This is a genomic window from Nocardiopsis sp. NPDC055551 (assembly GCF_053619415.1).
Genome location: NZ_JBSHJJ010000006.1, coordinates 201,148 through 216,161, shown reverse-complemented (window position 1 = coordinate 216,161; position 15,014 = coordinate 201,148). Strand labels below are relative to the sequence as shown.

General features: G+C 68.8%; 10 protein-coding genes. 3 read left to right on the top strand and 7 right to left on the bottom strand.

Annotation, left to right across the window (positions count from 1 at the left end; all coding sequences use genetic code 11):
• Positions 1-19 precede the first annotated feature (19 nt).
• Together rpoD and dnaG are read right to left on the bottom strand one after the other, a co-directional pair.
• Complete coding sequence (gene rpoD / locus ACWGSK_RS13070; RefSeq protein ID WP_452455900.1) at positions 20-1,150, bottom strand: RNA polymerase sigma factor RpoD; 1,131 nt, start codon at positions 1,148-1,150, stop codon at positions 20-22.
• Positions 1,151-1,209: 59 nt separating this feature from the next.
• Positions 1,210-3,084 (bottom strand): DNA primase, encoded by a 1,875-nt coding sequence (gene dnaG, locus ACWGSK_RS13065; RefSeq protein WP_358514850.1) that lies wholly within the window; start codon positions 3,082-3,084, stop codon positions 1,210-1,212.
• Between the two features lie 148 nt (positions 3,085-3,232).
• Between dnaG and ACWGSK_RS13060 the strand changes: the two genes are divergently transcribed.
• Both ACWGSK_RS13060 and ACWGSK_RS13055 read left to right on the top strand, forming a co-directional pair.
• Complete coding sequence (locus tag ACWGSK_RS13060; RefSeq protein ID WP_358514847.1) at positions 3,233-4,402, top strand: hypothetical protein; 1,170 nt, start codon at positions 3,233-3,235, stop codon at positions 4,400-4,402.
• The gene (locus ACWGSK_RS13055; RefSeq protein WP_452455899.1) at positions 4,399-6,000 is read left to right on the top strand and encodes a VWA domain-containing protein; all 1,602 of its coding nucleotides are present in this window, start codon (positions 4,399-4,401) and stop codon (positions 5,998-6,000) included. The genes ACWGSK_RS13060 and ACWGSK_RS13055 overlap by 4 nt, the downstream gene beginning before the upstream one ends.
• 20 nt (positions 6,001-6,020) lie before the next feature.
• Here the strand turns inward: ACWGSK_RS13055 and ACWGSK_RS13050 are convergent, their stop codons facing one another.
• From ACWGSK_RS13050 to ppdK, 3 genes are all read right to left on the bottom strand, one after another.
• Complete coding sequence (locus ACWGSK_RS13050; RefSeq protein WP_358514844.1) at positions 6,021-7,271, bottom strand: deoxyguanosinetriphosphate triphosphohydrolase; 1,251 nt, start codon at positions 7,269-7,271, stop codon at positions 6,021-6,023.
• A gap of 23 nt (positions 7,272-7,294) precedes the next feature.
• On the bottom strand, positions 7,295-8,329 hold the full coding sequence (locus ACWGSK_RS13045; protein WP_452455898.1) for a YdcF family protein: 1,035 nt from the start codon (positions 8,327-8,329) through the stop codon (positions 7,295-7,297).
• Positions 8,330-8,605: 276 nt separating this feature from the next.
• Positions 8,606-11,299 carry a pyruvate, phosphate dikinase gene (gene ppdK, locus ACWGSK_RS13040; RefSeq protein WP_452455897.1) on the bottom strand — a complete coding sequence of 898 codons (2,694 nt, stop codon included), beginning with the start codon at positions 11,297-11,299 and terminating at the stop codon, positions 8,606-8,608.
• A gap of 440 nt (positions 11,300-11,739) precedes the next feature.
• Between ppdK and trhA the strand changes: the two genes are divergently transcribed.
• A complete protein-coding gene (gene trhA, locus ACWGSK_RS13035; protein WP_358514177.1) occupies positions 11,740-12,462 on the top strand; it encodes a PAQR family membrane homeostasis protein TrhA in 723 nt (240 codons plus the stop codon).
• A 61-nt stretch (positions 12,463-12,523) separates the two neighbouring features.
• Here the strand turns inward: trhA and fdhD are convergent, their stop codons facing one another.
• Together fdhD and ACWGSK_RS13025 are read right to left on the bottom strand one after the other, a co-directional pair.
• On the bottom strand, positions 12,524-13,369 hold the full coding sequence (gene fdhD, locus ACWGSK_RS13030) for a formate dehydrogenase accessory sulfurtransferase FdhD (RefSeq protein WP_452455896.1): 846 nt from the start codon (positions 13,367-13,369) through the stop codon (positions 12,524-12,526).
• Positions 13,370-13,573: 204 nt separating this feature from the next.
• On the bottom strand, positions 13,574-14,962 hold the full coding sequence (locus tag ACWGSK_RS13025; protein ID WP_358514181.1) for a glycine--tRNA ligase: 1,389 nt from the start codon (positions 14,960-14,962) through the stop codon (positions 13,574-13,576).
• Positions 14,963-15,014: the final 52 nt, after the last annotated feature.

Sequence of the window (15,014 nt, the reverse complement as noted above, 5' to 3'; positions counted from 1 at the left end):
CCCGGACGTTGTACGGCGATCAACCGCCGCGCAGGAAGTCCTTCAGGGTGCCGGCCCGCGAGGGGTGGCGGAGTTTGGCGAGGGTCTTGGCCTCGATCTGCCGGATGCGTTCCCGGGTCACCCCGAACTCCCGGCCGACCTGCTCCAGGGTGCGTGGACGACCGTCGACCAGCCCGAACCTCAGTCGGATGATGCGGCGTTCACGTTCGGACAGGTCGCCCAGGATCACCCGCAACCGCTCCTGGAGCAGGCTGAAGGCGGCCGCCTCCACCGGTATGACGGCGTCGGAGTCCTCGATGAAGTCGCCGAAGTCGGACTCCTCCTCGCCGATGGGGGCCTGTAGGGAGACCGGTTCGCGGGCGATGCGCTGGATCTCCAGGACGCGCTCCCCGCCGAAGCCCGCCGCGGCGGAGATCTCGGCGAGGCTGGGTTCACGGCCCAGTTGCTGGTGCAACCGGTGCTGGACCCGGATGATCTTGTTGATGGTCTCCACCATGTGCACGGGGATGCGGATGGTGCGCGCCTGGTCGGCGATGGCGCGGGTGATGGCCTGGCGGATCCACCAGGTGGCGTAGGTGGAGAACTTGAAGCCCTTGCCGTAGTCGAACTTCTCCACGGCGCGGATGAGCCCCAGGTTGCCCTCCTGGATCAGGTCCAGGAACATCAGGCCGCGCCCCATGTAGCGCTTGGCGATCGACACCACCAGGCGCAGATTCGATTCGATGAGGCGCCGTTTGGCCCGGCGACCCTCCTCGATCAGTTCGGCGAGTTCCTCCGCCGTGCAGAAGTCCTCCTCGGGGTCCCTGCGCCCGGCGTACAGCCCCGCCTCGATCGCCTTGGCCAGGTCGACCTCGTCCCGCGCGGTGAGCAGGGGTACCCGGCCGATCTCCCGCAGGTACATCCGGACCAGGTCCGAGCCGGAGCGGCGGCCCTGGTCGAGGACGATGGGCACCTCCTCCGGTTCGGCCACGTCCACCCCGGCGCGGGACAGGTCGGAGATCGTCCGGTCAAGGGAGTCGGGTGGCGCGTCCAGACGTTCCAGCGCGGCCGCGACCTCCCCACGACTGACCGTTCCCCGACCCGAGTCGGGGAGAAGTGGGACGACCTGACGAATGGAGGGTATTTCCTGGGACACAACCGTGGGAGCCACCCGTACATTGTGCCCACAATACTAGCGAAATAGGGAGAACCATTATTGTCACCCCCGTGCTACATACCCTCGATCCCCGACTCTCGCAGTGCGCGTTTTTGCTGGCCGAGCCGCATGAGTTCGGCGAACACCCGGTTGAACTCCTCCGGCTGAGCCGCCTGATCGATACGGTGCAACTCGGATTTGAGGTTTGCCTCGCGCCGATTGATGGAATGAGTCTTGATTGTGCTCAGCATTACTCGGGAGGAATGTTCGTCGAGTTCTCCATAGAACTTGATCTCCTCTACACCGAGGCGCGTGACGAAATCGCGTTGGAGATCGTTGGGCGCCGCCTCGCGCAGAACGATCGGCCAGTGCTGGGGGTCTCCCGCGGCGGCCACACCGCCCCGCTCCCGGATGATCCGTAGCACCGCCTGGTGCTGGGGGACGGTGAAGTCCTCCTCCCCCAGCGCGTCGAAGCCCACGGCCAGGTGCGGTTGCTGGATCGCGAGTTTGAGCGCCTGGCGTTCGCGCTGCACCGACGGGTCGCTCAGGTCGTAGGGGGCCTCCCGGGCGTCCGGGGTGGGCGTGACGGGGGCCGGGACGGCGGCGCGTCCACGGCCTCGGCCCATGTGCTGGCGGACCCGGCGCAGCACGAAGGCCTCGTCCATCAGCCCGAGCCAGCGGTCCAGGTTCTTGCCGTAGGTTAGGCGCACACCCTCGTCCCGGATGCTGGCGACCACGGGCGCGGCCGCGTCCAAGGCGGCGATGCGGCCCTCGGCGTTGGTCAGGTCATAGCCCTCGACGATGGTGCGGATCATGAACTCGTACAGCGGGCTGGCGCCGTCGACCAGGTCGGCCACGGCCTGAGGGCCTTGCTGGAGTCGCAGGTCACAGGGGTCGAGACCGTCGGGTTGGACGGCCACGAAGGTCTCCGAGGTGAACCCGTGTTCCTCGGCGAACGCGCGCACGGCCGCCTTCTGTCCGGCCTTGTCCCCGTCGAAGGTGAACACGACCCGGCCGCCCTGGTTGGAGCGGCCCAACAGCATGCGGCGCAGGATCTTGAGGTGGTCCTCACCGAAGGAGGTTCCGCAGGTGGCGACCGCGGTGGTCACCCCGGCTTCGTGACAGGCCATGACGTCGGTGTAGCCCTCGACGATGACCGCCTCGCCCTTGCGGGAGATCTCCCGTTTGGCCAGGTCCAACCCGTACAGAAGGCGCCCCTTGTGGAAGATGGGGCTCTCGGGCGAGTTGAGGTACTTGGGGCCGTCCTCGCTCGGGTCCAGCTTGCGCGCGCCGAAGCCGACCACCTCGCCGGTGACCTCACGGACCGGCCACAGCAGCCGGTTGCGGAAGCGGTCGTAGGCGCCTCGCCGCCCCTGGCTCGCCAGGCCGCCCTCGATGACCTCGGCGTCGGTGAAACCCTTCCGACGCAGGTGGTCCACGAGGTTCTGCCAGCCCGCCGGGGCGAAACCCAGCCCGAACTGTTCGGCGTGCGCCCGGTTGAACCCGCGCTCGTCGAGGAACTGTCTCGCGGTCACCGCGGCCGGGGTCAGGAGTTGTTCGGCGTAGAAGTCCGCGGCGGCCTTGTGCGCGTCGAGCAACCGTTGGCGTTTGCCCTCGTCCCGCCTGGGTGTGCTGCGCCCACCCTCCTCGTAGCGCAGCGTGATGCCGGTCTGGCGAGCGAGCGTCTCGACCGCCTCAACGAAGCTGAGGCTGTCGATCTTCTGCACGAACGAGATGACGTCCCCGCCCTCGTTACAGCCGAAGCAGTAGTAGAGGTTCTTCGACGGGGTGACGTTGAAGGAGGGCGACTTCTCGTCGTGGAAGGGGCACAGTCCCTTGAGGGAACCGCCTCCGGCGTTGCGCAGCTGGAGGTACTCGCCGATGACGTCGGCGATGGGGGTGCGCTCGCGTACGAGTGCGATGTCTTCGTCTTTGATCCGTCCTGCCACGGTTTTCAGCCTAGTTCGCTCCCGAGGCGGTCCGGCCACACCTTCCGGGTTCGTCCGGGCGCAACCGCGGTGTCACCTGGGATTCGGTCCCCCGCCGGATCCGGCGGACATGCTGGGGATGTCCCTTCTCTTCCCCCGGGAGGCCCCCTTGCCGGATCCGCAGTCCAGGTCCGACCGTGTCCGAAGGTGGATCGTTCTCGTGGGCGGGGCCCTGGTCGTGATCCTGGTCGCCACGCTCGGATTCGTGGTGGTCGACCGCTTCGGGGGTTCCCCGGTGGTGGTCGAGGGGGTCGTGGGTTCGGAGAAGGTGGACCTGTTCGAGGACGAGCGGGTCCGGGAGCGGTTCGCCGAACTCGGGTACGACGTCCGGGTTCGCCCGCGAGGCTCGCGGCTGATGGCCGAGGAGGCCGATCGGTCCGACTTCGTCTCCCCCGGGTCCACCATCGCCTCCGAGCACGTGCGCGAACTGCACGGGGTGGACACCGAGCACCGCCCCTTCAGCACCCCCATGGTGATGCTGACCTACGCGCCCATGGCGGAGGCGTTGCGGGAGTTCGGTGTGGCGCGCGAGGCCGAGGACGGTGCCTGGTCGTTCGACATGTCCGCCTACCTGGAGCTGACCGAGGAGCGCACCCGCTGGCGGGACCTCCCGGGCGACTCGGTGAGCGCGGGCAACCGCAACGAGGTCCTGGCCCGCACCACCGATCCGCGCACCTCGAACTCGGCCGCGATGCACGTGGTGGTGCTGTCCTACCTGCTCAACGGCGAGGAGGTCGTCTCGCCCGGCGCGCAGGACGAGGAGCTCGTCGAGACACTGTCCCGGTTGTTCCTGTCCCAGGGGCAACCACCGGAGTCCTCCCAGCAGCCCTTCGAACAGTTCCGAGACCTGGGCCCGGGGCACACCCCGCTGCTGTGGGCCTACGAATCACAGTACGTGCACGCGGCGGTGCGCGGCCCCGCGTTACCGGAGGACACCGTGCTGATGTACCCGGAGCCGACGGTGTTCTCCACCCACACGATCGTCCCGTTCGGCGAGAACGGCGACGAGGTCGGACGGTTGCTGACCAAGGACCCCGAACTGCGGGAACTGATCACCGAACACGGTTACCGCACCGACGACACCGAACACTTCGGCGACCTGGTGGAGGAACACGGGCTGCCCGTGCGGCCACGTGTCGGTGACGTGGTGCACTCCCCCGCGCACGATGCCCTGGAGGCCCTGTTGAACGGCGTCGAGACGGCCTACGAGGACACCGGGGCCGGCCCCGCGGTGGAGGAGGAAGCGGCTTCGAGCCGTTCCGGGGGTGGTCGGTCGTGAGGAGGGCATGGGGGGCGGCGGCCGTCGCGGTGACCCTGCTGACCGCGGGCGCGTGCGCGCCTGAGGCCGAGGACGCGACACTGCGGGTGCTGGCCGGCAGCGAACTGGCCGACATGGAGCCGCTGCTGGAGGCGTCGGCGCAACGCACCGGGGTGAGCCTGGAGCTGGAGTACTCCGGGACCCTGGACGGAACCGAGCGGATCGCGGCGGGTCGGGCCGACGGGTTCGACGCGGTGTGGTTCCCCTCCAACCGCTACCTGCACCTGGTCGACGGGGGGCGTTCCACGATCCATACCGAGACCTCGATGATGCTCTCCCCCGTGGTGATGGGGGTGCTGGAGTCACGGGCCGAGGCGTTCGGTTGGACCGTGACGGACGGGACCGTCCCCGACCTGACCTGGGAGGACATCGCCCTCGCGGTCGAACGGGAGGGGTTGACCTACGGGATGTCCAGCCCGGCCGCGTCCAACTCCGGGTTCTCCGCGCTGGTCGGGGCGGCCTCGGCGATGGCGGACACCGGCGCGGCCCTGGAGAGCGAGGACGTGGCCGGCGTCGAGGACCGTCTGGAGGCGTTCTTCTCCGGTCAGGGGCTCACCGCCGGTTCCTCCGGGTGGTTGATGGACGAGTTCGTGCTGCGGCAGGCCGGCGACGCCGGGGCGCAGGGTCCCACCCTGGACGGGGTGCTCAACTACGAGTCGGTACTGCTCTCGCGCGGCTCCGACCTGGCCGGGGACGACCTGGCCCTGGTGTACCCGCAGGACGGGGTGGTCACCGCCGACTACCCGCTGACCCTGTTGTCCGGTGCCTCGCAGGAGCTGGTGGACGCCTACGAGCGGGTCGTGGCCGACCTGACCTCGGAGGAGGTCCAGACCGAGATCGCCGAGACCACGTTCCGTCGTCCGGTCACCGCCGAGGCCGCCGGCCGGGACCTCCCACCGGTGGTGGAGCTGCCGTTCCCCGCCCGCCAGGACGTGGTCGACGACCTGGTGGCGGCGTACTTCGCCGAACTGCGCCGCCCGGCGCGCACCGTGTACGTGCTGGACGTGTCCGGGTCGATGGACGGAGAGCGGATCGACGACCTGCGTACGTCGCTGACCGCGTTGACCGGCACGGACGAGGGCCCGTTGTCCTCGCGTGGTCAGACCTTCCAGGAACGGGAGGAGGTCACGCTGTTGCCGTTCTCCGACGAACCGGGGGAGCCGCTCACCTTCGTCCTGGAACCGGACGGTTCGGAAGGGGTGCGCGCGGAGCTGGCCGAGGAGGTCGCCGCGCTGGAGGCCGACGGTGAGACGGCGGCCTACGACGCGGTGGGACGCGCCTACGACCTGTTGGAGGAGGCCGGTGAGGACTCCCACCTGCTGTCGGTGGTGTTGATGACCGACGGTGAGGTCAACCAGGGCAGGGACCTGGACGAACTGCTGGGTTCGTTGGCGGAGGCGCCCTCGCACGTGGCGGCGGCCCCGGTGTTCACCGTGTTGTTCGGCGACGCCGACGCGGCGCAGATGGAGCGATTGTCGTCGGAGACCGGCGGTCGGGTCTTCGACGCGCGGGAGATGGAACTGGAAGAGGTCTTCCGGGAGATCCGCGGCTACCAGTGACCGGGCCGGCGGCTCCGGGCTCAGCCCAGGAGCCGCCTGTGCAGGGCCGAGGCCGAGGTGTCGGTGAGCGTGGAGACCTGGTCGATGATCACGCGCAGCGCGGCGGCGTCGTCGGGCGCGGTCTCGTACGGGGCCCGGAACAGGGGTTCGAGGGCCCCGGGGGCACCATGCCAGAGCACGTCGACCAACTCGGTGAGGACGCGGCGTTCCTCGATCTGATAGCGGCGCGCCTCCGCGCGGTCCATCACGAAGTGCGCGGCCATGGCCTTGAGCAGGGCGCACTCCAGGAGGGTGCGGCGGGGCACGATGAGGTCGGCACCGTAGCGGGTGAGCGCGCCGGGACCGTAGGCCTCGCGGGTGGCCAGTTCGGCGGCGTGGCAGAACCGGCCGATGAGTTCGCTGGTGAGGTTCTTGAGCCCGGCCAGGGAGGCGAGGTCGCCGGTGAACTCGCGGGGCCAGATCGGCTCGGCGAGCAGGGAGAGGTAGGCGTCCTCCAGTTCGGCGGCGTCGGCGTCGCAGTAGTGGGCACCGGCGATGCGCACCACCTCGGCGCGTTCGGCCGGGTCGCGCAGGGCCGTCATGCGCACCATCCCGGCGTGCATGGCGTCCTCGACGTCGTGCACCGAGTAGGCCACGTCGTCCGCCCAGTCCATGACCTGGGCCTCGAAGCAGGTCCGACCGGTCGGCGCGCCCTTGCGCAACCAGGTGAACACCTCGACGTCGTCGGGGTAGCAGTTGAACTTGTGGGTGTCGCCGCCCTCCCCTCTTCGCCAGGGGTACTTGACCGTGGCGTCGAGGGTGGCGCGGGTGAGGTTCAGTCCGGCGCTGCGGCCGTCGGGGTCAACGACCTTGCCCTCCAGTCGCATGAGCAGGCGCAGGCTCTGGGCGTTGCCCTCGAACCCGCCGCAGACCGCGGCGGCCTCGTCGAGGGCGCGTTCGCCGTTGTGCCCGAAGGGCGGATGTCCGAGGTCGTGGGACAGGCAGGCGGCCTCGACCAGGTCGGGGTCACAGCCCAACGCCTGTCCGAGCTCCCGGCCGATCTGGGCGCACTCCAGGGAGTGGGTGAGTCGGGTACGCGGAAAGTCGCTGACCCCGGGCTGTACCACCTGGGTCTTGGCCGAGAGCCGGCGCAGCGCGGAACTGTGCAGGACACGGGCCCGGTCGCGTTCGAACGGACCACGTCTTCGGCTCTTGCGGGATTCGAGGGCGAAGCGTTCGGTGTCGTCGGCGGTGTAGCCGCGATCGGTGGCCTCTCCCGGGGTGGTCGTCATGTTCGTGACCCTACTCGCCGAGGTCAGGCGGCGTTGACGCGGAGTTCGCTGCTGTCATTGAAGATCCAGTAGTACCAAAGGGAAGCGGTCTCCCTGGTGATGTACCAGAGTTGGGTGCGGCGTTCGATGACGGCGGGTCCCGAACGCGAGGGCGAGGTTCCCGCCTCGATGCCGAAGTCGGAGGCCATCACCTTGGAGCGCAGGCTGTGCCAGGGGTCGGAGACGAGGATGGCGGTCTCCCACTCGTTGGCCTCGTACACCTCCGAGACCGCCTGGAAGCTCTGGAGGGTGTCGCTTCCCTCCTCGACCGCGACGACGTGGTCGGCGGGCACTCCGACGTCCACCAGCCAGTTCCGTCCGGCTGCGGCCTCGGTGAAGTTGTCGTCGGGCTGTTTGCCGCCGACGGTGACGATGACGGGGGCGACCCCGTCCAGGTAGAGGACCTGGGCCTGGCGCAGTCTCGCCTCGAAGACGGGCGAGGGCACACCGTTGTACTGGCTGGCCCCGAGCACGATGATCGCGTCGGAGGCCTCGCGGTCGTCCTGTCGCGCCGTGTACCAGACCCAACCCCAGGTCGCGGGTGGGATCGCCAGGGCGACGAGAAGGATCAGGGTGATGATCCGGCCCAACCGGAAGCGGCGACGCTTGCGCCGCCGGGGCCGGGGCCGGGGCTCGGGGTCCTCGTCCAAGGGCCCGTCGTCGTAGGGCCCATCGTCGTAGGGCCCATCGTCGTAGGGTTCGTCGTCGTAGGGCTCGGGAGGCGGGGCCGGCGGGCGCTCCTCACGGGTCCGGGGCCGGGGCCGGGATCCGGGCCGTTCCCGCACGAACTTGCGGGTGAACTTGTCCGGTTCGCCCGCCGCGGGCCCGTCGGACGGGGGCTCGGCCCGCCCGAACTCCTGGGTGGGCTCGGTGTCCTGGGCACGGGTGAAGGCTCTGGTGGCCTCACCGGAGGAGGCGAGATCATCGCGGGAGAAGACCCGAGTGGCCTCGTCGTCGGTCGAGCCGGACGTGGAACCGTTCCACGCCTCGTCACCGCGATCGTCGCCGACCATTCGCACCGGCTCACCTCCACACAATCGTCACCGGGATACCTGTCCCCGACTGGGACGGCCCCCACCCCGCGCTGGTTCGCGAACCCCACGTGAACGTGGTGAGGAAGGTGTGGGGGTGCCGGAGACGTCGGCGGGGAGACCGTCACGGCCGCCAGAATATATCACGAGGAGATCACGAAACCGGTTCGCGCGAGGCGGCCCCGCACGCCGAGTCTATTCACGAAACGGCCCGTGGGGACGCCTCCGAACAGGCGTCACCACGGGCGGTGATCCGGAGCACGGTCAGTGGGCACGCCCGGCGGCGCGACCGGCCTCCAGGCGGGCCACGGGGACCCGGAACGGCGAGCAGGACACGTAGTCGAGCCCGGCCTCGTGGAAGAAGTGCACCGAGGCGGGGTCGCCGCCGTGCTCACCGCACACGCCCAACTTGATGCCCGGACGGGCGGCTCGCCCCTCCTCGACGGCTATGCGGATGAGCCGGCCCACCCCGTCCACGTCCAGGGACTCGAACGGCGAGACCCCGAACACACCCTTCTCCAGGTAGGCGGAGAAGAACGACGCCTCGACGTCGTCGCGGGAGAACCCCCACACGGTCTGTGTGAGGTCGTTGGTGCCGAAGGAGAAGAACGCCGCGTTCTGCGCGATCTGACCCGCGGTGAGCGCCGCCCGCGGCAGTTCGATCATGGTGCCGACGGGGAAGTCGAGTTCCATCCCGTTCTCCTCGCCGACCTCGCGCAGCACCCGTAGGGCGTCGTCGCGGATGATCTCCAGCTCCTGGACGGTGCCCACCAGCGGGATCATGATCTCCGGTCGGGGCCGCCCGCCCTCACGGATCCGATCGACGGCGGCCTGGGCGATGGCGCGCACCTGCATGGTGAACAGGCCGGGCACGACCAGGCCCAGGCGCACGCCGCGCAGGCCCAGCATCGGGTTCTGCTCGTGCAGCTTGTGCACGGCCTGTAGGACGCGCAGGTCGTTCTCGTGGCTCTCGCCGCGGGCCTCCGCCACGGCCACGCGCACCGACAGCTCGGTGATGTCGGGCAGGAATTCGTGCAGCGGCGGGTCGAGCAGGCGCACGGTGACGGGCAGGCCGTCCATGGCTTCGAGGATGCCGTTGAAGTCCTGGCGTTGCAGGGGCAGCAGGGTTTCCAGGGACTCTCGCTGTTCCTCCGGGGTGTCGGCGAGGATGAGGCGCTCCACCGACTGACGACGGTCGCCGAGGAACATGTGCTCGGTGCGGCACAGTCCGATGCCCTGTGCACCCATGCGGCGGGCACGGGCGGCGTCCTCGGGGGTGTCGGCGTTGGCGCGCACGTACATGCGGCGGGCGGCGTCGACGTAGTGCATCATCCGGTCGACCGAACGCACGAGGTCGTCGGCCTGGTCGGAGGCGGGGTCGATCTCGCCCTCGAAGTAGCGGACCACCGGGGAGTCCACGACGGGTACCTCGCCGAGGTAGACCCGGCCGCTGGTGCCGTCGATGGAGATGACGTCGCCCTCCTCGATCACCCCTCCGCCGGGCGCGGTCATGCGCCGGTTCTTGGTGTCGATGTCGATCTCCTCGGCGCCGCAGACGCAGGTCTTGCCCATGCCGCGGGCCACGACGGCGGCGTGCGAGGTCTTGCCGCCCCTGCTGGTGAGGATGCCCTCGGCGGCGATCATGCCTTCGAGGTCGTCGGGGTTGGTCTCACGGCGGCACAGGATGACCTTCTCGCCGCTGCGCGACCACTTGACGGCGGTGTAGGAGTCGAAGACGGCCTTGCCGACGGCCGCGCCGGGAGAGGCGTTCATGCCGCGACCCAGGAGGTGGAAGTCGTCGCCCACGGCGACCTCCTCGTCGAAGCGGGGGAACATCAGCTGGGCGAGCTGGTCGCCGGTGACCCTCTGGACGGCCTCTTCGAGGGTGATCATGCCCTGGTCGAGGAGCTGGTCGGCGATGCGGAAGGCCGCGGCGGCGGTGCGCTTGCCCACCCGGGTCTGGAGCATCCAGAGCTTGCCGCGCTCGATGGTGAACTCGATGTCGCACAGGTCGCGGTAGTGGTTCTCAAGCTTGTCCATGATGCCCATGAGCTCTTCGTAGCCGTGGGCGTCGATGTTCTGCAGGTCGGAGAGGGGCACGGTGTTGCGGATGCCCGCCACCACGTCCTCGCCCTGGGCGTTGCGCAGGTAGTCGCCGTAGACGCCGGGTCGCCCGGTGGCGGGATCGCGGGTGAAGGCCACTCCGGTGCCCGAGTCCATGCCGAGGTTGCCGAAGACCATGGAGCAGACGTTGACGGCGGTTCCGAGGTCGGCGGGGATGCGTTCCCGGCGACGGTAGAGGACGGCGCGGGGCGCGTTCCAGGACTCGAAGACGGCTTTGACGGCCAGGGCCATCTGCTCGCGCGGGTCGGTCGGGAAGGGCTTCCCGGTCTGGTCTGCGACGACCTCCTTGAACCGTTCGACGAGTCGGCGGAAGTCGGCGGCGTCCAGATCGAGGTCGTCGGTGACGCCCTTCTCGGCCTTGAGTTCGTCGATGGCGGCCTCGAAGAGCTCGCCATCGATGTCCAGGACGGTCTTGCCGAACATCTGGATCAGGCGACGGTAGGAGTCCCAGGCGAAGCGCTCGTCGCCGCCCTGGATGGCCAGTCCGACGACGGACTCGTCGTTGAGGCCGATGTTGAGGACGGTCTCCATCATGCCGGGCATGGAGAAGCGCGCGCCCGAACGTACGCTCACCAGGAGCGGGTCGTCGGGCCTGCCGAGTTCACGGCCCATCGTCTTCTCCAGCTCGACGAGGTGGGCCTCGATCTCCTCGTCCAGTCCGGCGGGCATGGTGCCGCTGTCGAGGTAGTGGCGGCACGCCTCGGTGGTGATGGTGAAGCCGGGGGGAACGGGGAGACCGATGTTGGTCATCTCGGCGAGGTTGGCGCCCTTGCCACCGAGAAGATCCTTCAGATCCTTGTTGCCCTCGGTGAACTTGTAGACATGCTTGGTCACGGGGGTGCTCCCTCGTTCTCGCGGCGACCCGGCGTTCGGGGCCGGCCTCTGGATCTGGGCGCGACCCTATCCACATCCGACAAAAGCAACCCTCCAGATACCACCACTTCATGGCATATTCGCAGTTCAAAGGCGTTAAAAAGGTCTATACCAATGGTCCAGTTATTCATCAGCGCCCCCACCTCGACTTCCTTGGGATCGGCGCACATCCATGGAACGAACCCACCGGTCAAGGCCGTTCGACCAAGGAGGATCCGAACGCACCAGGCCCACCACCGACCCCGGCGACCCCGGGACCACTCCCCCACCCCGGCCGACACTCCAAGCCCATATTGTGCGGGGCGACACAGCCCTACCTTTAAGTAACCTACGCTCCCGTAAGTTAGGCTTTACCCGGACCCGTCAAGGGGCGGGACCGGACCGGCAGAAGGGTGCGCGACGTGATCAAGAGGCAAGGGCGGGTGGAGACCGAGGCGAACGCCTCCGTACCCGAACGGGCCGCGACGGCCGCCGGTGACCTGCTGGAGGCCGTCAAACCCAGACTGCGCGGCTGGCTGCACCTGGGCACCGCCCCGCTCGCGCTCGCCGCCGGTGTGGTCCTGGTGGCGCTCTCCCCCACCCTGCCCGCGATGCTCGCCGCCGCGATCTACGCGCTCAGCTCGGTCCTGCTCTTCAGCACCTCGGCCGTGTACCACGTGGGCCGCTGGTCACCGCCCGCCCAACGCGTGCTGCGCCGGATGGACCACTCGAACATCTACCTGATCATCGCCGGCACCTACACGCCGTTCATCACGCTGGTCCTGGACGGCACCCTGCGCGTGGCCATGCTCGCCCTGGTCTGGGGCGGGGCGATCGCCGGGGTGACGTTCAAGCTCCTGTGGCTCAACGCCCCACGCTGGCTCTCCACCGCCCTGTACCTGGCCATCGGCTGGGTGGCGGTGCTGTTCATCCCCGACCTGGTCAACGGCACGCACCCGGCCACCTGGATCCTCATCCTGGTCGGCGGCGTGCTCTACAGCGTCGGCGCCGTGGTCTACGGGCTCAAGCGACCCGACCCCGCGCCCCGCTGGTTCGGCTTCCACGAGATCTTCCACTCGCTGACCATCGCGGCGTTCGTGTGCCACTACATCGCGGTGTCCTTCGTCGTGTACACGTCGGGTTGATCCACCCGGTGGCCGGAAACCGCTCCCCCCGGTCCGGCCGTCTCCGCGTTCCCGGGGAGCGTCAGGCCACGGGGGAGGCCGCCTCGATCAGCACCCTCTCCCGGCCCGCGTAGACGTTCATCGACTCCCCGCGCAGGAACCCCACCAGCGTCATCCCCGCCTCGGTGGCCAGGTCGACCGCGAGGGAGGACGGCGCCGAGACCGCCGCCAGCGTCGGGATCCCCGCCATCCAGGCCTTCTGGACCAGCTCGAACGAGGCGCGCCCGGACACCATCAGCACGCTCTCGCGCAGCGGCAGACGTCCCTCTCGCAGGGCCCAGCCCACCACCTTGTCGACGGCGTTGTGCCTGCCCACGTCCTCACGCACCACCAACAGCTCGCCCTCGGTGGTGAACAGCCCGGCCGCGTGCAGGCCACCCGTACGGTCGAACACCCGTTGGGCCTCGCGCAGCCGATCGGGCAGTCGCGTCAGCGTCGACAGCCCGACCCCCGCCTCGTTCTCGGTCACCGACCACCTGGCCTGGGTACGCACCGCGTCCAGGCTCGCCTTGCCGCACAGCCCGCAGGAGGAGGTGGTGTAGAAGTTGCGCTCCAGTGAGGTGTCCGGCGCCGGGACGTGCGGGGCCAGGGACACGTCGAGCACGTTGAAGGTGTTGGAACCGTCCTCGGTGGCGCCCGCGCAGTAGCGGATGACCCGCACGTCCTCGGTGTGGTGGACCACGCCCTCCCCCACCAGGAACCCCGCGGCCAGGTCGAAGTCGTTGCCGGGGGTGCGCATGGTGACCGTGAGCGGGGAACCGTCGATCCGTACCTCCAGCGGTTCCTCGGCCACCAGGGTGTCCGCCCGCTCGCTCACCACGCCGTTCCTGATCCGCAGAATCCTCTGGCGTGTGGTGACCCGTCCCATGTGCCCCCCGTTCCGACGCCGGTCCGCACCGGTCGTGTGTCCGCGTCACGTTACAACCGTCGGGCCGACAGGTACAGATCGGCTCCTATCGCACCAGGGCATTTCGGGTGGGACGGGTAAGGACGAACGTCCCCGTCCCCTCGGACGAGAAGGGCCCCGTGCTCCGCGAACGCGAAGCACGGGGCCCGAACCCCGATGTACCGATCAGCAGCCGGGCAGGCGCTCCACCAGGTACATCTCGACGTTGTCCAACGACACGCGCTCCTGCGACATGGTGTCGCGGTCGCGCACGGTCACCGCGTTGTCCTCAAGGGTGTCGAAGTCCACCGTGACGCAGAACGGGGTACCGATCTCGTCCTGGCGACGGTAGCGACGACCGATCGCACCGGCGTCGTCGAACTCCACGTTCCAGCGCTTGCGCAGCGCGGCGGCGAGCTCACGGGCCTTGGGCGAGAGGTCGGAGTTGCGCGACAGCGGCAGGACCGCGGCCTTGACCGGCGACAGACGCGGGTCCAAACGCATGACGGCGCGCTTCTCCAGCTTGCCCTTGGCGTTGGGGGCCTCGTCCATGTTGAAGGCGTCCAACATGAACGTCAGCACCGCCCGGTCGACACCGGCCGCGGGCTCGATGACGTAGGGGAAGTAACGCTCGTTGCTCTCCTGGTCGAAGTAGGACAGGTCCACGCCCGAGGCCTCGGAGTGCGTCTTGAGGTCGTAGTCGGTGCGGTTGGCCACGCCCTCCAGCTCACCCCACTCGCTGCCCTGGAAGTTGAAGCGGTACTCCAGGTCGACGGTCCGCTTGGAGTAGTGCGACAGCTTCTCCTGCGGGTGCTCGTACAGGCGCAGGTTGTCCTTGGCGATGCCCAGGTCCAGGTACCACTGGTGGCGCTGCTGGATCCAGTACTCGTGCCACTCCTCGTCGCTGCCGGGCTTGCAGAAGAACTCCATCTCCATCTGCTCGAACTCGCGGGTCCGGAAGATGAAGTTGCCCGGGGTGATCTCGTTGCGGAACGACTTGCCGATCTGGCCGATGCCGAAGGGGACCTTGCGGCGGGCGCTCTGCTCGACGTTCTTGTAGTTGATGAAAATGCCCTGCGCCGTCTCCGGGCGCAGGTAGGCGAGGCCCTTGTCGTCCTGGACCGGGCCCAGGAACGTGCGGAGCAGACCGTTGAACATGCGCGGCTCGGTGAAGGAGGCCTTGGCGCCACAGTTGGGGCAGGCGATCTCGGCCAGGCCCTCGGCGGGCTCGTGACCGTGCTTCTCTGCGTAGGCCTCGATCAGGTGGTCCGCGCGGTGGCGCTTGTGGCAGGCCTGGCACTCGGTGAGCGGGTCGGCGAACTCACGGACGTGACCGGAGGCCTCCCAGACCTCGCGGGCCAGGATCACACTGGAGTCCAGGCCGACGATGTCGTCACGTTCCTGCACCATCGAACGCCACCACTGGCGCTTGACGTTGTTCTTCAGCTCCACGCCCAAGGGGCCGTAGTCCCAGGCGGCGCGCAGACCTCCGTAGATCTCACTGGAGGGGTAGACCAGACCTCGGCGCTTGGCGAGGTTGACCAGTGCGTCCATTGCCTCTGACTTGGCGGCCATGGGTGACTCTCCATCCGGCTGGCGGTCGGTGGATCGCTGTTCGCGATACATC